The sequence below is a fragment of the Acinetobacter sp. SM34 genome (assembly GCF_022012365.1).
Lineage (GTDB): Bacteria > Pseudomonadota > Gammaproteobacteria > Pseudomonadales > Moraxellaceae > Acinetobacter.
This window is the reverse complement of record NZ_JAKLTP010000006.1, coordinates 56,310-75,510: the sequence shown is the minus strand read 5'-3', so window position 1 is coordinate 75,510 and position 19,201 is coordinate 56,310. Positions and strand designations below refer to the sequence as shown.

General features: G+C 39.0%; 16 protein-coding genes and 1 pseudogene. 8 read left to right on the top strand and 9 right to left on the bottom strand.

Translation table 11 applies throughout. From position 1 onward, the window contains the following. Positions 1-7 precede the first annotated feature (7 nt). Positions 8-297 (bottom strand): annotated as a pseudogene (locus tag LZZ98_RS06970) (DMT family transporter). A gap of 124 nt (positions 298-421) precedes the next feature. Continuing rightward, positions 422-1,423, bottom strand: a complete 1,002-nt coding sequence (locus LZZ98_RS06965) for an alpha/beta hydrolase (RefSeq protein WP_237787213.1) — start codon at positions 1,421-1,423, stop codon at positions 422-424. 268 nt (positions 1,424-1,691) lie between these two features. On the opposite strand from LZZ98_RS06965, the gene LZZ98_RS06960 reads away from it, so the two are divergent. Both LZZ98_RS06960 and LZZ98_RS06955 read left to right on the top strand, forming a co-directional pair. Further along, positions 1,692-2,135: a universal stress protein gene (locus tag LZZ98_RS06960; protein ID WP_237787212.1), complete on the top strand. Its 444-nt coding sequence runs from the start codon at positions 1,692-1,694 to the stop codon at positions 2,133-2,135. Between the two features lie 135 nt (positions 2,136-2,270). Next, a complete protein-coding gene (locus tag LZZ98_RS06955) occupies positions 2,271-2,714 on the top strand; it encodes a universal stress protein (RefSeq protein ID WP_086175008.1) in 444 nt (147 codons plus the stop codon). Between the two features lie 165 nt (positions 2,715-2,879). On the opposite strand, the gene LZZ98_RS06950 is transcribed toward LZZ98_RS06955, so the two are convergent. Both LZZ98_RS06950 and pepN read right to left on the bottom strand, forming a co-directional pair. After that, the gene (locus tag LZZ98_RS06950; RefSeq protein WP_237787211.1) at positions 2,880-3,095 is read right to left on the bottom strand and encodes a hypothetical protein; all 216 of its coding nucleotides are present in this window, start codon (positions 3,093-3,095) and stop codon (positions 2,880-2,882) included. Positions 3,096-3,390: 295 nt separating this feature from the next. Next, complete coding sequence (pepN, locus tag LZZ98_RS06945; RefSeq protein ID WP_237787210.1) at positions 3,391-5,997, bottom strand: aminopeptidase N; 2,607 nt, start codon at positions 5,995-5,997, stop codon at positions 3,391-3,393. Positions 5,998-6,418: 421 nt separating this feature from the next. Between pepN and LZZ98_RS06940 the strand changes: the two genes are divergently transcribed. The 3 genes from LZZ98_RS06940 to thiM all read left to right on the top strand — a co-directional run bounded on the left by LZZ98_RS06940 (position 6,419) and on the right by thiM (position 8,975). Next, positions 6,419-6,682: a hypothetical protein gene (locus tag LZZ98_RS06940; RefSeq protein ID WP_067726101.1), complete on the top strand. Its 264-nt coding sequence runs from the start codon at positions 6,419-6,421 to the stop codon at positions 6,680-6,682. Between the two features lie 232 nt (positions 6,683-6,914). Then, on the top strand, positions 6,915-8,078 hold the full coding sequence (locus tag LZZ98_RS06935) for a hypothetical protein (protein ID WP_237787209.1): 1,164 nt from the start codon (positions 6,915-6,917) through the stop codon (positions 8,076-8,078). A gap of 75 nt (positions 8,079-8,153) precedes the next feature. Then, positions 8,154-8,975 (top strand): hydroxyethylthiazole kinase, encoded by an 822-nt coding sequence (gene thiM / locus LZZ98_RS06930; protein ID WP_237787208.1) that lies wholly within the window; start codon positions 8,154-8,156, stop codon positions 8,973-8,975. A gap of 126 nt (positions 8,976-9,101) precedes the next feature. Here the strand turns inward: thiM and LZZ98_RS06925 are convergent, their stop codons facing one another. After that, positions 9,102-9,830: a hypothetical protein gene (locus LZZ98_RS06925; RefSeq protein WP_237787207.1), complete on the bottom strand. Its 729-nt coding sequence runs from the start codon at positions 9,828-9,830 to the stop codon at positions 9,102-9,104. 224 nt (positions 9,831-10,054) lie between these two features. Then, the gene (locus tag LZZ98_RS06920) at positions 10,055-11,581 is read right to left on the bottom strand and encodes a TerC family protein (RefSeq protein WP_237787206.1); all 1,527 of its coding nucleotides are present in this window, start codon (positions 11,579-11,581) and stop codon (positions 10,055-10,057) included. Between the two features lie 1,017 nt (positions 11,582-12,598). On the opposite strand from LZZ98_RS06920, the gene LZZ98_RS06915 reads away from it, so the two are divergent. The 3 genes from LZZ98_RS06915 (at position 12,599) to LZZ98_RS06905 (ending at position 14,293) form a co-directional block, all read left to right on the top strand. Beyond that, the gene (locus LZZ98_RS06915) at positions 12,599-13,066 is read left to right on the top strand and encodes a MarR family winged helix-turn-helix transcriptional regulator (RefSeq protein WP_237787205.1); all 468 of its coding nucleotides are present in this window, start codon (positions 12,599-12,601) and stop codon (positions 13,064-13,066) included. A 150-nt stretch (positions 13,067-13,216) separates the two neighbouring features. After that, the gene (locus LZZ98_RS06910; protein WP_086175001.1) at positions 13,217-13,681 is read left to right on the top strand and encodes a MarR family winged helix-turn-helix transcriptional regulator; all 465 of its coding nucleotides are present in this window, start codon (positions 13,217-13,219) and stop codon (positions 13,679-13,681) included. A 147-nt stretch (positions 13,682-13,828) separates the two neighbouring features. Then, positions 13,829-14,293 (top strand): MarR family winged helix-turn-helix transcriptional regulator, encoded by a 465-nt coding sequence (locus LZZ98_RS06905; RefSeq protein WP_237787204.1) that lies wholly within the window; start codon positions 13,829-13,831, stop codon positions 14,291-14,293. A gap of 10 nt (positions 14,294-14,303) precedes the next feature. Here the strand turns inward: LZZ98_RS06905 and LZZ98_RS06900 are convergent, their stop codons facing one another. The 3 genes from LZZ98_RS06900 to LZZ98_RS06890 form a co-directional block, all read right to left on the bottom strand. After that, on the bottom strand, positions 14,304-14,963 hold the full coding sequence (locus LZZ98_RS06900; RefSeq protein ID WP_237787203.1) for an SOS response-associated peptidase family protein: 660 nt from the start codon (positions 14,961-14,963) through the stop codon (positions 14,304-14,306). 77 nt (positions 14,964-15,040) lie between these two features. Beyond that, positions 15,041-16,483, bottom strand: a complete 1,443-nt coding sequence (locus LZZ98_RS06895) for an aldehyde dehydrogenase family protein (RefSeq protein ID WP_237787202.1) — start codon at positions 16,481-16,483, stop codon at positions 15,041-15,043. A gap of 331 nt (positions 16,484-16,814) precedes the next feature. Beyond that, complete coding sequence (locus LZZ98_RS06890) at positions 16,815-18,977, bottom strand: malate synthase G (protein WP_237787201.1); 2,163 nt, start codon at positions 18,975-18,977, stop codon at positions 16,815-16,817. Positions 18,978-19,201 lie beyond the last annotated feature (224 nt).

Sequence of the window (19,201 nt, the reverse complement as noted above, 5' to 3'; positions counted from 1 at the left end):
GATTTTATTAATGTCCGATGGATTTAGAAAAGACATTCATAATAATCACTCCCCCAATGATCATGGCAACTCCCAAGATAGCCGGAAAATCTAGACTTTGACGGAACAGGAAAAAACCAATCAAAGCCGTTAATATAATACCTACACCACTCCAGATCGCATAGGCGATGCCCAATGGAATGGTCTTAAGCACTTGCGATAATAAAAAAATGAAATCACATAAAATACAAATACCAGCAGACTCGACGCTAATTTGCTAAAACCTTCTGACTTGACCAGAAAAGTTGAACCTATCACTTCTGAAATAATGGCCAAACCCAATAAGGTATAAGCCAACACAATAGGATTCCTACCTTTAATGCTATCTCACATAGATTAAGCGCCGCTCCATCTTTGAGATATTCACCGATCTAAAATTAAACTACAAATTTGAATCACTATATTTTTGTATAAACTGAATGGTTTGCCTAAATGTTTGCTGGCTGGCTTTTTTACTCATCATAAATTGATATTCATGTACCAAAAACTCTTTGCTCTCTGGATAAAATGCACTGGTCACCGCTATTTTTTCACGCATCAGCGCATCAACAAACGGTATGGACTGGGTTTTGGTTAAAAAGTCTTTATTGCCTCCACTAATAAATACAGGCGGATAATTCGCAGTTAAATATTGAATGGGAGAAATAATTTTTAAAAACTCAGGATCATCTTTTTTATTTCCGGTATAAGCCTGAACCAGATTAAATACGCCCCATTCAATGAGTTTCATTTCATCCGGAGCAGTATGAATAAAGGCATTCAGGTCATAAATACCACAGTGTAGGATCAAACCTTTAATCTGTTCACGTTGGATTAATGGCGTAAAAGCAGACCGCTGGGCAAAATCAGGATTACTGAGTAAAGCGGCATAATGACTAACTAGATTGGCCCCTGCAGAGTCGCCCGCCAGATACATGTGCTGGGGATTAATATGATAAGCATCAGCATGATCGCTAATGAATTTGAGCGCCTGATTAATTTGCAGCAGCTGCTCAGGATAAATCGTTTGCGGAGCAAATTGGTATTCGACTGAAACCACGTTATAGCCTTGATCAGCCAAACGTTTAAAGTAGCCACGAGCGTGCTCTTTAGAGCCTGAAATCCAGCCACCACCATGAATCCACACCACAGTCGGCCGCATTCCCAATGCTACAATATCAGAAGGTTGGTAAATATCCAGATGCAGCGCCGGATTTTGAAAATAGGCAATGTTGGTTTGAACTAACACTTCTGGAGCATGCCGATCTATAAACTTTTTTTGAATATTAGTCGAGGCATTAAATACGCCAGCAATGGCCCTGCTGCTACTTTGCACATTCTGGCAACCACTACCAGACAGTGCGGCAATTAAACATAAGCTTAGACTAAAAGATTTTGAATACACATTTGACCTATTAACTTACTCTCCACAATTTTGAGAGGAATAATCATATTTTACGCATTTTAATCGCGGTTTAAACATTTAGAAATACTAGCTCGAATATTGAGTTTTACACTCGATTTTTCAATGCAAAATTAAATACACTTATATTTATGATTTGTATATAATTTAATGAATTTTAAAACAATTTCCACAGACTAAATTGATCAATTCAACACAATGTGCTATGTATAAACAATAGCTACATAATAAACGCTAAGGAATCATTCTTATGTCTTATCAAAATATTCTAGTCCCAGTTGACGGCTCAGAAATTTCTTTCTCTGCAGTTAAAAATGCAGCTCAAATTGCTAAGGCATTTTCTAGCCAATTAACATTGATCAGCCTGGTCACTGAAGACCCATTTTCTGAAGCAGATTTCTATTACCCATCTCCAATCATGAAAGAATATTTTGTTGAGGCTTATGCCAATGCCGAAAAGGCATTAGAAAAAGCCAAAACGATTGCTGCCGAGAATGGGATCATTGCAACGCCTCAAATCATTAAAGGCAATATCTCCGAAGAAGGTATTATTGAAACTGCGGAAAAATTGAAAACCGACCTGATTGTGATGGGTTCCCATGGGCGTAAAGGTTTTCAAAAATTCTTACTGGGCAGCTTTGCTCAGGATGTTTTAAAAGGCACCAAGCTTCCTGTTTTAGTGGTAAAAGAATAAGTATTTCAAAAAATGAGCCTTTCAATCAATGCAAGGCTCATTTTATCGATTCCGGCGTTTCACCAGATGGTCATCATAACTGGCTATAAATCATCATAACTCTTATCCATTCAGCAATATTCATAAGGAAATTTCATGTCTTATAAACATATTTTGGTTCCAGTAGATGAATCCCCTATTTCTTATGCAGCTGTTGAACAAGCATTAGCCTTGGCCAAACCTTTAAATTGCCAAGTCACCATTACCAGTGTAATTGCTGTTGATCCCTTTGTCGGTGTAGATTTTTATAAGGTCGCACCTGCAATTACCGATTATTTTATTGAAGCTGAAAAAAATGCGCAGTTGCGCTTGGCGGAAATCAAACAATCTTTCATTCGCGATGGAATTGCCGTAGACACCAAAATTGTTCGCGGTGTATCACCTGCTGAAGGTATTATGCAAATAGCTGATGAAGTGGGCGCCGATTTAATTATTATGGGCTCTCATGGTCGTACCGGATTTAAAAAATTGATGTTAGGCAGTGTGGCACAAGAAGTCTTGACCCAGTCTCCAATTCCCGTATTGATTATGAAAGTCTAAGCAAAAAAAAGTCCCTGTAGTACAGGGACTTTTTTTATATACAGATATCGGCCATCTGTTCATCATGCCAATCACGCACTTGATCCGAGGCACGAAAAATATCTCTTAGCCCTGCGAAGCCAAAACCATCCTGGCTGAACATTTTATCTTGGCCTGAACACCTGTTTATACTTTAGAAATATGCTGATGTAAGGTTTGCAGGAAAATTTCCGCTTCAAGTTTGCTGTTAAAAACTTTCTCATAGCTTCCCATGGATTGAATATTATTGGGCGTATATTCAATCGCCACAACAAAATTACCATCAGTGGCATTTTTCGAAACCCGAATTGCAATAATATGCTGAGTATTTAGGTAAAAACCATCTTCAATTTTAACTAACAAAACCAATCTCCAGTCTACTTAGTAAAATCACAGGCTAATTCAATCACAGTCTGTTAAATAACAAAAGCTCATCCTAAGATGAGCTTTTATATGCCTATATTACCCCTAAAATGTGATTAATTCGACATTTTTAAAGCGATTAATTCATAGGAATTAAGTCTTAACATGGCAGAATGAAGTGGAGTTCAACCAAACATAAGCATAATTTATAATCAGTAAAATGATTGAAATATAAAAAAGCCTTTTCCTGGCTTTAGCAGAAAAAGGCTTTTGCGGCTTATTCAGTCTGTCTGAGTTAGACGTTCAACATACTGTTTAAAGTTTCGACCACATTTTTAGATTTCACTTGTGGTTTTAAAGCCTCAAGTGCAGTTTTTACTTCTGTACGTTGTGGCTCTGCCAAAGTGTACCAGCGCGAAAGTACTTGCAGTAAGCGTGAACCCACAATCGGGTTTTTCTCATCCAGATATTTAGCCAGATCGATATAGTGCTGAACACCAAAACTCCAGGTATTGACCGGATTGGCATTTAAACCACCACTCACCGAACGAATACGGTTAGGATTACCCAAATCATAATCAGGATGAGAGGTTAAATATTTGATGGTTTCTGCATTGGCTTTTGGATGTGCTGCTTGAACCATAAACCATTGATCTAAAGACAAGGCTTCATCTTCAAAGCGGCTATAGAAGTCTGCCAAAACTTCTTGGGCTTGTGGTGCATCATTCCAGACCAGAACTTTGAGCGCACCCAAACGTTCAGACATGTTACCGGTATGATACTGCTCATAAGCCAAATCAAAGGCAGATACATCACCTTGGCGTGCGATCATGCTGAGCATGATGTTTCTGAGTGCACGAACACCCATCGCTTGAGAAAATTCACTTTGCATATCTGGATCTAATTCCAGATAGGTCTCTTTACAGAATGAGCCAAATTCACGTGCCAGGGTATCTAGCAAGGCATTACGCTGTTCCTGGATTTTGGCAGGCTGATAATCTGTATCAATACGGCTACCCAAATAGCCTTCTGTCGGCACATCAAACAAACGTGAAGCCAAGAGTGGATCTTTTTCAATGACTTCTGGCAAAGTATTTTTCATGGCTTGAATATAAATATCAGCATCATGGCCATTTAATAAAATACGTTCCAGCAAGGTTTGAGTGGCTTGCCACTGGTTGAAACCATTGGTTTCATATTGCATCAAGAAAGCCAGTTCTTCATCGGAATAGTTGAATTCAAGATTGACTGGTGCAGAGAAATTACGCAGTAATGACACCACCGGTTTTGCCGTTACGCCGGTAAATTCAATGCTTGCCGTATCTGTATCAAACAGATACACGCCATCTTTCACACCATTTTCAAATAGTGCTTCAGATTGCAAAGTATATTGCTCACCTGTTTCTGCATTGAACAGTGCCAAAGCCACAGGAATTGGAACAGCTTTTAGGTTTGGATATTTATGGTGATCTTTTAACGATTGTTTAAAGCTTAAACGGTAGATTTGAGTTGCAGCATCGTACTCGCCTTTGGCTTCCAGTTTTGGTGTACCCGGCTGGTTATACCAGATCAGGAATGCCGATAAATCGACACCAGAACCTGCTGTCAATGCAGAAACCCAATCTTCAACCGTTACCGCTTGGCCATCATGACGGCGGAAGTATTCATCAGTCCCTTGGCGGAATTTTTCCTTGCCGAGTAAAGTGGACATCATGCGGTTAATTTCCGCACCTTTTTCGTACACAGTCGCTGTATAGAAGTTATTAATTTCGACAAAGTGATCTGGACGTGGTGGATGTGAAAGCGGACCTGAATCTTCAGGGAACTGATGCGCTTTGAGTACCGCAACATCATCAATACGTTGTACCGCAGCCGACTGTAAATCTTCCGAGAAAGACTGATCACGGAATACGGTCAAACCTTCTTTTAAGCAGAGCTGGAACCAGTCACGGCAAGTAATCCGGTTACCGGTCCAGTTATGAAAGTATTCATGCGCAATCACCGACTGTACACGCATAATTGCAGCATCAGTGGTGAATTCTTCATCTGCCAACACACATGACGTATTAAAGATATTCAGACCTTTATTTTCCATTGCACCCATATTGAATGCACTTGTTGCCACAATCATATAATTGTCCAGATCATACGGACGACCATAATGTTCTTCATCCCATTGCATAGAATGTTTCAGCGCTTCCATGGCAATGTGACATTTTGGAATATCTTTTTCGACTGCATAAATTTCTAAAGAAACATTGCGGCCTTCAGAAGTCACATAGGAATCTTTCAGAACCGCCAAATCACCAATCACGCAGGCAAATAAATAGCTTGGTTTCTTGGTTGGATCTTGCCAGATCGTATAGTGACGACCTTCGCCAGCTTCACCCGCTTCCATCAGGTTACCATTGGCTAACAGTACCGGAAATTTTTTGTCTGCTTCCACACGCGTGGTAAAGACAGAAAGAACATCCGGGCGGTCTGGATAAAAAGTGATTTTGCGGAAACCCTCAGGTTCATTTTGAGTGACAAATAAATCGCTACCCGCCTGATATAAGCCTTCAAGCTGGGTATTACTTTCAGGATGAATCACCACTGCAGTCTCAAGAATGACTTCATTTGGTGCATTGGCAATCACCAGTTGTTCAGCATCCAGTGTGTAGTCTGCTTCGGTGAGTTGCTTACCGTTTAAAGTAATTGATTTTAATTCCAGGTCACGACCAAGCAGTACCAAATCGCCTGATGTCTGGCGCTTCATCACCAATGTTGCGTTTACATCAGTACGATCTGTATGAACTTGAATATCCAAGTTGATTGAATCAACCAAAAAAGAGGGTTTTTCGTAGTCTTTCAAATAAACAGTTTGGTCTGCTTCAACCACTGGGTTTGCCGCGATATTCATATAATGTCCTAATCCTGTAGTTCTTAAGCCAAGACTTTGTTTTTTGTGAGTGCTTCGATCATACGACAACTTTCACAATCTGTCTGTGCGATTGATTTGAGTTATATATGGGCACATTGCTCACAATTTTCAATTCGTTGTCCGAACATCAGTACAATTAATATTTTAGTTGCTTACTTATCATACGTGCAGTTAAAAATCATGCGCCATAACGCCAATACCTTTCAGTAATGTAAATAGAAAATAAGTGTCTTTTGATATCTCTTTATATTATTTGAGCAAGAATTAGCTGGCTTATAAACTGGCATAACTCAAAGTGACAGATATTTTCAAGATGAATACATTTTGAGCACGTTTCTTGCTTGTATATATTTGTGTAAAGCGCACTATAAAATCAGATCAAAATTAGAAGAGGTGTCCCATGTATTTAAAAGACCATATTGTCCGTGTGGAAAATATCAAGACTATGCAAACTCTCGACGCTGCCGGAATCGATCATAAAGTGATTGCCATGTTTATGAGCTGTGAAGGTATTCCAATGCAATCGCCCGATATTTGCGCAATTTTGAATAATTACGATTCATTAGGCAGCAAAAAAATTCCATCTAAAAAGGTTCAGGCTTTAATCAATGCAAAGCAATTAGGCGAGGAGGATGAGTCATTACCTTGCCCTGCTTCGTATTAATTTAAAGAATTTAAATGCCCCTGATAGTCCTTTCTTTTGTGGAGATGGTGGATTTACCTTTCCATCTCCACATAAATGGATAATAAATACTTAGGCTATTTTTTAGAGCAAAGTTCGCTTATATTTTCCTGCTTGCATTTATTGTTCATTCAGCGCTATTCAATCACGTTACAATAAAAGAGATGTGTATAATCGTTTGAATGATTAACCAGACTTGTGATTGATTCTTTCCATGCTCCTTCAGATTCTGCAAAAACAGTTAGATGAAAGTACATCATGCCCTTTGTGTCAGGCATCCATGTTCTGGATTGAAGCAGAACAGTACGATCAAGCACTTAATTTTCATGAATGTAGTCACTGCCAACATCGTGTCTTTCAAGATGGGCGCACCAACTGTCATTGTGAAAAATGTCTAGTCAATCGAAAAAAAATGCTCACCGAAACGCGTCTTCAAGAGCAACGCAAAATCAAATCGAAAAATAAAGATAATGTCGAATATCGACTGGATCAGATCAGCTTTCTGAATAAATTATTTTTACTGAGTATTCTGGATAATCAGGTTCAGGAACATACCACGCATCATGAATATATTGATTGGGAAAGTATTAAATACCATTCAATTACCCCGAACTATTTATTCCAAAATTATCTAGTTAAGCAACTGGTTAAAGAACAAATCCTGATTGCTAAAGATTTTGCCGTTGAGGCACATCATTACTATGTCAATGTGCGTTTAGACGGTTATTCTGAACCGAGTCTGTTTAGCATTACCCAGCAACTTCGTAACTGGTTTTATGAAAATTTAACCATGGGTGTGCCCTTTAAAAATGCAGATGAAGTAAAAAATGTACTTTATCTGGTTCTCTATCAGGAAATTATTCAGTTTGCCCAGTTTTATTGCCGCACTTGGGGCATTCAAATTGCGGGAAACAACAGTTTTCAAACTTTTTGCTATCGCCTGATGGATTCATTGGCGGTGGGGCAAATCTATTATCTGGTGCAAACTGCGCTGGAATATTTGCATCAGCAGAAAGCACTCCAGCCACGCAATGAAAACTTTATCAATACCAACTTGTTAAAGAAAACCTTACAGCAATACCGTGAACGTTCAGTGACGGAAAAATGGGAAACCTCCACCCTGCCTCGTCCGCACAACATTCCATTTAGCAAGATGAGTGAAATCCTGTTGTTCCGCTTTCTTGGCTATGATGAAGCTATTTTTTTCCAGCCGATTTGGCGCCTATGGAAAAAAATTGAACCCCGATTAAGTTTCTATTCACAAAAACGCTGTATGTATTGTGGTTCCAATGAACTTAGCGTGGATTATGATGCCGAAAATTATGTGACTTTATGCTGTCGCACCTGCAAGCATCAAGACCACTATTTTACCCAATAGAATTTCACCCGTTAAATGGTGATCGATATGTTCAATTTTTCCGATTCCACCCTATATAATTTAAGGAATAACCCCATGGATCAAACTTCAGCACTGGTCGAGCAGATTGTTGAAGCATGGACACAGCTGCATAGCCAGCAGCCTTTGGTGCAATGCATTACCAATAGCGTGGCAGCCAACTATACAGCCAATGTTTTATTGGCTGCTGGTGCTTCACCAGCCATGATAGACAATCGGTTTGAAGCTGAAAGTTTTACCCAGATTGCAGCGGCACTGAGCATTAACCTGGGTACACCCACACAGGAACAAATGCAGGCCATGCAAATTTCTGCACAAACGGCGCAGCGTAGCGATACCCCCTGGGTGCTTGACCCGGTAGGATATGGACCGATTTTAAAGTGGCGCTCAGACATGGTGGATAATTTATTGCAATATCATCCAACGGTGATTCGGGGCAATGCTTCTGAAATTAGCACGATCGCAGGCAAGCAAACGCAATCTAAAGGTGTCGACAGCACGCTCGATAGCGCCGACGTTTACAGCCATGCTAAAGTCCTGCTCGAACATGCGGAATGTATCGCCATTTCAGGTGAATCCGATTTTATTTTAAGCAAAGAATTGGATGCTGTCATTCAGGTGCATGGCGGTTCTTATTTACAACCCAAAGTAACGGCCACAGGCTGTGCATTGGGTGCCTTAATTGCTGCTTACTGCGCGGTAAGCAGCCCGACTATTGCAACGCTTGCAGCACATACCCATTTTGCCATTGCCGGGAAATTGGCATTTGAACAAGCGCCTATGCTCGGACAGTTTAATGTCGCTTTTATGGATCAGATTTACAGTTTAAATCCTGAACTCATACAGCAATATACAGATATTAAAATTTTGACCCTTTGAGTCTATCCTGCATTACTATTGCTGATGTATGGCGGATGTTCAGCTGGCTCAGACTGTAGAAATACAATCTGCACTTATCACCATGACAGCATCGCAATTAAAAAACCAATCCAAACTGGGTTTAAATTATACACGGCGATCTGTAGACAGATTCCAGATCGTTTCCAGTATGGTTTTTAAATCCAATTTACAGATACACAGCAAACCCATGCCATCAAAATAGTCAGGCACATGCTGCATAAAAAAATTGATGTGGGTGGTTGTGTTATTTCTTAAACGTTTGATCTGTGCAGGTGTGGTCAAGGGCATCACATAAGGATACACAAAAATATCTTCTCGACGCTTATGCACCTCAGCTTTACGCTGCTGCATCATCTGCAAAACTTTTAAATATTCAGCAGGTATCTTACTTCCCACACGTGGAAAGAAGTTACGTGAACGCGAAGCCAAATAGGTATAGATTTTAGGCTGTATCACGGTAGGCACAAACCATAATGGAATGCTGGGATGACGAATCCGGTGATTAACTGCAACACGAATGGCCGTTTTCAGGGTTCGGTTTCCTCTACGATAAGCAGGTAAAATCCCCACCCGCGAGCTCACCACAAAAATCGGTTTCCCATTTAAATCAAGCTTAAGAATTGGAATAATATTTTGTCCGATCAGTTGTTCCTGATGATAATAGTGAACAACCTGAACTGAAACAGCATCTACATCATAAACAAAATCATAGACTTCTTTTTTGCTGGAATCTGGAAAAATTTGCTGATCAAATGCCAGCATGGTTTCAAAAAACTGCTGTTGATGATCAGAGGCCAATTTTGAAAAATCTACAATCTTTTCAGTAATCCCCATCAGTTTGATCCGTCTCCTCCCATTTTTTATCCATTATTGATTATTATGCTGATTTAAAATATCCCTAGAAATAGGGATTTAATCACTGATTCATTTGAGTTTTTACCTTGCGACTTTACAATCAAAAGCATAAAAAAAGCCCAACAGCTTAAGACTGTTGAGCTTTTCCAGGACTAAAAGAATTTATTCGAAGAACAAGTTCTTTATCACTTTAAAATCATGGTCTAATGATAAGTAATTAAAACCGTTTTAATACGGTTATCTTCCAATTCTGTCACGTCAAAATGAATGCCGTGATACTCCAGATGAGTACCTAAGCTCACTTCACCATGAGTTTTATCTAGAATTAGACCCGCAAGACTGATATAACCCGCATCTTCTTCGACTAAATCCATCATCCCCAACTCTAATTCCAGCTGGTACACATCCAGCATGCCTGATGCTTTCCAAGTGTGATCATCAATTTTCACTAAATCGAGCTGTTCATCCGCATCAGGGAATTCTCCGGCAATAGCTTCAAACACATCGAGTGGAGAGATCAAACCCTGTACACTTCCAAACTCATCACTAACCAAAACCAGTGAACCTTTTGAGGTACGCAAGGTATTAATGGCATCAATCACTTTCATTTTCTGGAAAATGTGAATAGGACGATGACGTTTGATTAAAGCTTTAAGTTGTCCGTCATCCTCCAGTACATCCAGCAGTTCTTTGGCACGAACCACGCTCAGAACCTTATCTAGGCTGCCACGACAAACTGGAAACAAGCTATGCGGCACAGACAGCACCTGTTCACGAATTTGTTCAGGCGTATCATCCAGATTGACCCAAGAAATCTGGCTACGTGGTGTCATGATCGAGGCAACAGATCTTTCTGCCAGGGTTAATACGCCGCCAATCATATAACGTTCTTCATCAGCAAAAGCTTCTTGAGCTTCAAAGTGTTGCGCACAGTCAGTGACCGTCTCCATTTTGCCACCCATCAATTTCAAGATGGAATCTGCAGTACGATGACGCAGTGGAATTTTAGATTCATGCTTGGCTACATTGCGCTGACCAAATTGGTTAAATGCTTCAATTGCAATGGCAACGCCAATACCTGAATAAATATAGCCTTTCGGAATATGGAAACCGAAACCTTCTGCAATCAAGCTAATCCCAATTAACAATAAGAAGCTTAGACACAGAATCACAACGGTCGGATGTCGGTTTACAAAAGCAGTTAATGATTTGGAGGCCAGTAACATTACAGCCATGGCAACAATCATTGCTACCATCATCACATAGATATTGTCGACCATACCTACGGCAGTAATGACCGAATCTAAAGAGAATACAGCGTCTAAAACCACAATTTGTGCAACAACTGCAGCAAAACTTGCGTAAACAATATTGGTGGTAACCTTAACTTCAGGCTTGCCTTCAATCTTTTCATGTAGTTCAGTCACGGCTTTATAGAGCAGGAATAAACCACCAAATAAAAGAATAAGATCTCGACCTGAGAATGTCCAATCAAAGACGGTAATAAGTGGTTTGGTCAAAGTGACTAACCAAGAGATGGCAAACAATAAGCCCAAGCGCATGAATAAAGCGAGGGAAAGACCTACTACACGTGCTTTATCACGTTGTTCTGGAGGAAGTTTTTCAGCCAAAATGGCAATAAAGACTAGGTTATCAATACCTAAAACAATTTCTAAAACAATAAGGGTAAGCAAACCAATCCAAATTCCCGGATCTAATAAAAACTCCATTAGTTTATATCTCCGGTTTTTTGAACTTGCTTAAAAACGAGTAAATTCAAAATAAAACTAGACCTGCACGGCGACGGATCCATAGATATGACCTGTTCAACAATAGATAACTGATTATGCACAATCTTGAAAATGAGTAACAAGTTTTTTGTATTTTTATTTACCAAAACTTGACTAAACTTAGCGTTATCTCAAATCAGTATATTATTTAATCACGAAAAATCATGTTTTTAAGAAGCAACAGATTTAAAAATAATCCACACTTAGTCACACCAGCATAGAGCCCAAAATAGCAAAATCTTTAGCACACAAGCTATTGTTTTATATAATTATTCAAATTAATAAATATATTAACAGTATGAAATAACTACTAAGATTTTTTTATATAAAATATCAGTTCCTCAAGCCATTTTTTTCACTAGAATAAAATACAGCCAAGATTATTTCATTCAATAATCAATAGCTAACCTTAGATGCTCAAGTTTTTTTAATCCAATCAAAAAAATTATAGGATTATTTGCTCTGACGAATGAAAAAGCATTGACCTTCAGCAAAGCATCTAAAACGATTGCCAATACCAATTATGAAGGTGCATATCTTAATTTAGACTCATCATTTGGTCAGCATCAAGTTAAGATTGTGGCCACGCATAATAAGCAAAAGTTTGAAATACTCCTGCCCGTTGTCTTACAATATGGTATCCCTAAGGCAACCTTACTTCAGAAACCTATCAAAATCCTGAAGCCCAACTAGAAGTGCTGAATTTTGCCCAATCCAAAGTATTGGGGAGATTTCATTGAGACCAATACAGCCCACCATATCCCTTCTAAACGATCATGCGTAATTTGGATTTTTTGTAAGGAAACTTATCAGAAGATAAGTTTCCTTATTGCATTATAAAAAACTTGATATATATTAATAACCATAAAAAAAATGTGTATTGTTAAGCATAATTTGATTTAAATAAGACGCTTTTCAATAAATTAAAATTACAATTATCTTAGGGAGATCTTCTCCATGACTAAAAAATACAGCAAATTTCTACCTTCTGTTGCAGAAAATTTCACTTTAGAAAATTTTCCTTATTATTGGGTCACTCAAGTACATGCCCAATATGTCCAAAATGTAGATCACGCCTTGAAAAAATATGGTCTAGACAATTCACGCCGTCGCATTTTACTGTCACTAAGGTCCAAGCCTCATGCTAGCGTGTCAGACCTTTCTGAAATGGTCATTTCCAAAATGTCGACCACAACCAAAATTGTCTATCGTTTAAAAGATGAAGGACTGGTTGAAACTTATTCCTGTGAAGATGATGCCCGCATTACTCGAGTTGTCTTAACCGATAAAGGACAACAAATGACGCATAAGATTAATGACATTAGCAATGTGGTATTGGAACAATCTTTTGAAGGCCTCACTCCCTTACAAATTGAAAAAATGATGGAAAGTTTAAAATATATTTTTAAAAATTTAGCCCATTAGTTTGGGCTGAAGAAAAAGTAACTAATGAACTATTTTTAAGTTTTACTTTAAAATGTAAGACAAATATATCTTTTTTTTCACTTTAACTTTCTTAAAAAAAAGTTACAATAATAAAATATAATTACAACAATTATTGGGGAGAAAGTTCATATGACAAAAAAATACAGTAAATTTTTACCTTCACCAGAAAATTTCAATTTAGAAAATTTTCCTTATTACTGGGTCACCCAAGTGCATGCCCAATACGTACAAAACGTTGATCATGCACTGAAAAAATACGGTCTGGACAATTCACGTCGCCGTATCCTACTCGCTTTAAAATCAAAACCTAATGCCAGTGTTTCAGATCTTTCTGAAATGATGGTTTCCAAAATGTCCACCACGACCAAAATTGTCTATCGATTAAAAGATGAAGGTCTAGTTGAAACTTATTCCTGTGAAGATGATGCCCGCATTACTCGCGTAGTTTTAACCGATAAAGGCCAACAAATGACGCAAAAAATTAATGACCTGACCAATGTGGTTCTGGAGCAATCTTTTGAAGGCCTCACTCCATTACAAATTGAAAAAATGATGGAAAGTCTCAAACATATTTTTAAAAATTTATCACGATAATTTAGGCTTAAATTTAAAAGTTCAGTAAATACTGAATTTTTTTCTTTTTGACTTTAGAGATAAATGCAAAATTTATGTATTTTTCTTACATGTTTTAACAAAAGCAAGAGATTCTAAATAAAACAATTAAATCGTGGAAAATAAATAATGACCAAGAAATACAGTAAATTTTTACTTCTATCCAGTGAAAATTTTGATTTAGAAGACTTTCCCTACTACTGGATTACTCAAGTTCACGCGCAAGGTGTAAAAAAACTAGACCATGCTCTGAAAAAATATGGTCTGGACAATTCACGTCGCCGTATTTTACTTTCTCTAAAATTCAAGCCTCATGCCAGCGTATCAGATCTCTCTGAAATGGTAGTTTCCAAAATGTCGACTACCACCAAAATCGTCTATCGTTTAAAAGATGAAGGTTTAGTTGAAACTTATTCTTGTGAAGATGATGCTCGTATTACTCGAGTTGTCTTAACCGATAAAGGACAACAAATGACCCTGAAGATTAAGGATCTGAGTAATATAATTCTGGAACAGTCTTACGAGGGTATAACTCCTTTACAAATTGAAAAAATGATGGAAACCCTTAAACATATTTTTAAGAATCTATCGTAATAGTCTATGCTTAATCGAAAAAATTAAGCTGGGGACTAATTTTTTCGATTTTTGCTTTTGGAACATATGAACACTCAAATTCTTCTACCGGGAATCCTTCTACAAAAGAACGGATATCTTGAGATTTCCAGCTCAGCCACTCATCTAGACGCTGGTGAGGAATCACAATCACTGAGCGTTTAACATTGCCTGGCTCATGAAAATCTTTCATCATCGGATGATCAATAGCATCCATGGTAATCATTGTGGCTGAACGAACAATTTCATCCCCTATCCTGGAAATTTCATATAACGCAGCAATATAACAGGCCTGACCATCCTTTCGGCGTACACCCCAGCGCTGTGGCTTGTTCTCAATGTATTTAGATTCATAAAATTCTGAAACTGGAATCACTCCAAATTTAAATTTTGAAACAGCATTCATAAAGGTTGGTTTTTGCAGAAGTGTTTCACTACGTGCATTGTAGGTCTTAAGTGCAATGCTTTTATCTTCTGCCCATTTCGGAATTAAGCCAAAATGCACCTTGCGCCACTCCAGACCATGAACAGACTTAAACAGCAAGGGCAATTCATAATTTGGATAGACTTCATCCGGATATTCAAAAGGGATGTCGGGAAGATTTAGATCCTTCACCTGCTTTAAGCTGAGCGGTTTAAAATTAGCGCACATACAATGAATTACACTCTGATATTCGTTACATGATCACTTTAATGACATTGGTTTATCTTTTGTAGCTTGAAGAAAGTTTAGCCAGGAACTGTGAACCAATGGGTATGACTAAATTCTTCCAATATCCACTGTCCATTAAAGCGACCTAAGCCGGAATTTTTCTCCCCACCAAAGGGTGCATTGGGTTGATCTGCCACGGTGATGGAATTGATATGGGTCATCCCGGCATCAATCTGCATCGCAAAACGCGTTCCGCGCTCAATATCGGCGGTACATACTGCACTGGATAATCCATAAGCTGTGTCATTGGCTAAACGTAAGGCATCCGATTCATTCTGAGCCTTAATCACCGGTAGGACTGGCCCAAAACTTTCTTCTTTAGCTAAGCTGGATTCTGGATCTACATCAATAAAAATATGCGGTGGAATGATATTGCCTTGAATCTTTCCTCGTAGGATGAGTTTAGTACCCTGTTGTAGTGCCTGATCAATGATGTGTTTTATTTTTTCCACTTGTGAGCTATTAATAATCGGGCCAATGAGGGTATCTGCTTGATCTGGATCACCATAGATAATGTCTTGAGTCCGGATCAGCAGTTTTCCAACAAAAGCATCATAAATTTTAGCATCAACAATTACCCGATTGGTACTCATGCAGATTTGCCCTTGATGCAAAAAACGTCCCATTACAGCCAGTTCCACTGCCAAATCCAGATCAGCATCATCCAGAACAACCAAAGGGGCATTCCCTCCCAATTCCAGTGCAATCCGCTTCAGATGATTGCCACCAACAGCCAATTGCCCGACACGTTTTCCAACCAAAGTTGAACCTGTAAATGAAATCATTTTAGGCGTATCGTGCTCGACAAAGTAATCCCCAATTTCACTACCTAAACCCGCCACTACACTGAATATACCTTGAGGCACAGCTGCTTCCTCAAAAATTTTAGCCAGCAACAATCCGCCGGTAATAGGCGTATCACTTGCAGGCTTCAGCACCACGCAATTTCCAATCGCAATGGCTGTAACCACAGAACGCATACTCAGGTGAAATGGAAAGTTCCAGGGGCTAATCACCGCAATGACACCCAATGGTTTTCGAATTGCATAACTTTTGCGGCTAGGATCTGTGGAGTGCAATTCCTGGGTTTCCATTCTTTCAGGAAATGTGACAGCCTCATTGATAATGCCCAATACTGCATCTACTTCAATATTGGCTTTGAAACGTGTACTGCCAGATTCCTGAATGAGCCAGTCAATGATTTCTTCACGTCTTTTTTTGACCACTTCTAAAACCCGAAGGATGATACTTTTACGCTCGGATTGAGATGATTGCGACCAGGTGACAAAACTACGCTCTGCAGCCGAATAAGCGCTATCTACATCGACAATGCTCGCAGCCTGTAGTTTTAATATAAGTTCTTGATTATAAGGATTGAGATTATTCAGCGTATGGGTTGAAGTACCTTTTAACCAGTGTCCTGCAATAAATTGCTGATCGGGAAATTGATAAGCTTGCATTCTTTCATCCATCGTTAGAATTATGTATTGCTTTACTCTAGGAGGTATTGAGCAGAAGTTCTAGCAAAATTACCAATTGTATCAATCTGCCAAAGTCGGGCTTTTTAAAATCAAATCTGCAATAAAGAATCAGGAATTTATTTTCTGAATTGCTTTATATATATACCAAAAACCAAAAAGGCATAAAGTAAATGAGTTGACTGGCTTTTAACACCACTTATTTTAATAATCCGAACTTCCCCAAGTTGTTTAGTATCTAAAGTTAAAAAAACCGATAAAATAAAACAAGCATAAAAAAAGCCTCCGAAGAGGCTTTTTTCAGTACACAGAATTAGTCACCTGTATAACCTTTTAACTTCAAACGTGCTGCATGAAGTAGCGGCTCAGTATAACCAGAAGGTTGTTCACCACCTTTGAATACCAGATCATAAGCAGCTTGATAAGCATAACCGTTGAATGCTGGTGCCATTGGCGTATAAAGCGGATCATTCGCATTTTGCTCATCCACGATTTTCGCCATACGCTGCATCACTTCTTCAACTTGCTCTTTAGTTACGATACCGTGACGTAACCAGTTTGCAACATGTTGAGAAGAAATACGTAATGTTGCACGGTCTTCCATCAAACCAACGTCGTTGATATCTGGAACTTTAGAACAACCTACACCCAGGTCAACCCAACGAACTACATAACCCAAGATCCCTTGAAGATTATTTTCGAGCTCTTTGGTTTTCTCTTCAGCAGTCCAGTTGGTATCGGTTGCTAAAGGAGGCGTTAACAAGTCATCTAGAGACAATGCTTCAGTTTTCAACAATTCTTGTTGACGCGCCGAAACGTTGCATTGATGGTAATGGATCGCGTGAATGACTGCACCAGATGGAGACGGAACCCATGCACAGCTCGCACCCGCTTCTGGATGCTCAATCTTGGTTTTGTACATGTCTAAAAGCATGTCTGGTTTTGGCCACATGCCTTTACCAATCTGTGCTTTGCCACGTAAGCCAGCTTGAAGACCGATCATTACATTACGGTTTTCATATGCTGGGAACCAGATTTGTGATTTCACTTCGCCTTTACGAACGAATGGGCCTGCTTCCATGAAGGTATGGATTTCATCACCGGTACGGTCCATGAAGCCTGTGTTAATGAAGATGGTACGGTCTTTCGCTGCTGCAATACAGTTCTTCAAGTTTACAGATGTACGGCGTTCTTCATCCATGATACCGATTTTCAAAGTTTTCGCAGGCAAGCCAAGCGCCTGTTCAGCACGTTCAAATAGCTCAACTGCAAATGCAACTTCTTCAGGACCATGCATTTTTGGCTTCACGATGTACATAGAACCTTTGCGTGAGTTCTTGATCGTGTTTTCGCCTTTGATGTCTGCGAAAGTAAGCAATGGAGTGATTAACGCATCCATAATACCTTCGTAGATCTCTTGACCATCTACAAGGATCGCCGGGTTAGTCATCAAGTGACCAACGTTACGAAGAAGCATCAATGAACGACCGTGAAGTGTAGTCTCACCACCAATCAAGTTTTTGTGTGTACGGTCTTGATTCAGTGTACGAGTCACGGTTTTGCCGTTTTTCTCGATAGACTCTTCCAAAGTACCGCGCATTAAGCCTAACCAGTTACGGTAGCCTTCAACTTTCTCTTCAGCATCTACAGCTGCAATTGAGTCTTCCAAATCTTGAATCGTTGTTAAAGCAGATTCAAGCACAAGGTCTTTTACGCCAGCAGCATCAGTTTGACCAATCGGGCTGGTTGCATCAATTTCGATTACAACGTGTAGGCCATTGTTCAAAAGAACGATTTCAGTTGGTGCAGCTTCATCGCCATTAAAACCAACGAATTGTGCTTCTTTGGCTAATGTAGTCGTTGAACCGTCTTTTAGGGTTACAGCAAGTTTTTTGCCTTCTACCGCATATTTAGTTGCATCGGCGTGTGAACCATTTGCCAACGGGAATGTTTCATTTAAGAAGTTTTTAGCAAATGCGATAACTTTATCACCACGAACCGGGTTATAGCCCTTGCCTTTTTCCGCGCCACCTTCTTCAGGAATAACGTCGAAACCGTAAAGCGCATCGTATAATGAACCCCAACGTGCGTTCGCAGCATTCAAGCAGTAACGTGCATTACGCACAGGTACTACCAATTGCGCACCAGCCAATAATGCGATTTCTTCATCTACATTTTCTGTGCTGATTTGGAAATCTTCTACTTCTGGTAATAAGTAGCCAATTTCTGTAAGGAAAGCTTTGTAAGCTTCTAATTCAAATTTGTTGTTGCGGTGCCATTCATCAATTTTAGCTTGAATGTCGTCACGCTTAGCCAATAGTGCTTTGTTCTTTGGACTAAGATCGACAACGACTTGTTCAAAGTTTTTCCAGTATGTTTCACTGTCTAAACCAGAACCTGGTAATGCTTCATTTTCGATGAAATCGTAAAGTTCTTTAGCAATCGCTAACTTGCCTTTTTGAATACGTGCAGTCATTGTCTTTCCTGATATTGCTACTTTTTATAACAAGAGATTCTAGTATACCGATTTATACCTAGCTGAATAGTACTATCACATTCCTAAATAATGATCATTTTCTAATAAATGAATATATCCATCATCCAACAAAATGAAGATCACCAATGTAATATTATTATCTGCCTGAATACCTTTTTATAGTTTATAAAGTTTTTGAAATGTCGAAATTAGACTTAAGTGCA

Coding starts and splice junctions, on each gene's coding strand:
- thiM (WP_237787208.1), top strand. CDS start 8,154: ATGGATCAAACTTCAGCACTGGTCGAGCAGATTGTTGAAGCATGGACA.
- LZZ98_RS06905 (WP_237787204.1), top strand. CDS start 13,829: ATGACCAAGAAATACAGTAAATTTTTACTTCTATCCAGTGAAAATTTT.
- LZZ98_RS06955 (WP_086175008.1), top strand. CDS start 2,271: ATGTCTTATAAACATATTTTGGTTCCAGTAGATGAATCCCCTATTTCT.
- LZZ98_RS06920 (WP_237787206.1), bottom strand. CDS start 11,581: ATGGAGTTTTTATTAGATCCGGGAATTTGGATTGGTTTGCTTACCCTT.
- LZZ98_RS06890 (WP_237787201.1), bottom strand. CDS start 18,977: ATGACTGCACGTATTCAAAAAGGCAAGTTAGCGATTGCTAAAGAACTT.
- LZZ98_RS06960 (WP_237787212.1), top strand. CDS start 1,692: ATGTCTTATCAAAATATTCTAGTCCCAGTTGACGGCTCAGAAATTTCT.
- LZZ98_RS06895 (WP_237787202.1), bottom strand. CDS start 16,483: ATGCAAGCTTATCAATTTCCCGATCAGCAATTTATTGCAGGACACTGG.
- LZZ98_RS06910 (WP_086175001.1), top strand. CDS start 13,217: ATGACAAAAAAATACAGTAAATTTTTACCTTCACCAGAAAATTTCAAT.
- pepN (WP_237787210.1), bottom strand. CDS start 5,997: ATGAATATCGCGGCAAACCCAGTGGTTGAAGCAGACCAAACTGTTTAT.
- LZZ98_RS06915 (WP_237787205.1), top strand. CDS start 12,599: ATGACTAAAAAATACAGCAAATTTCTACCTTCTGTTGCAGAAAATTTC.
- LZZ98_RS06935 (WP_237787209.1), top strand. CDS start 6,915: ATGCTCCTTCAGATTCTGCAAAAACAGTTAGATGAAAGTACATCATGC.
- LZZ98_RS06925 (WP_237787207.1), bottom strand. CDS start 9,830: ATGGGGATTACTGAAAAGATTGTAGATTTTTCAAAATTGGCCTCTGAT.
- LZZ98_RS06900 (WP_237787203.1), bottom strand. CDS start 14,963: ATGTGCGCTAATTTTAAACCGCTCAGCTTAAAGCAGGTGAAGGATCTA.
- LZZ98_RS06940 (WP_067726101.1), top strand. CDS start 6,419: ATGTATTTAAAAGACCATATTGTCCGTGTGGAAAATATCAAGACTATG.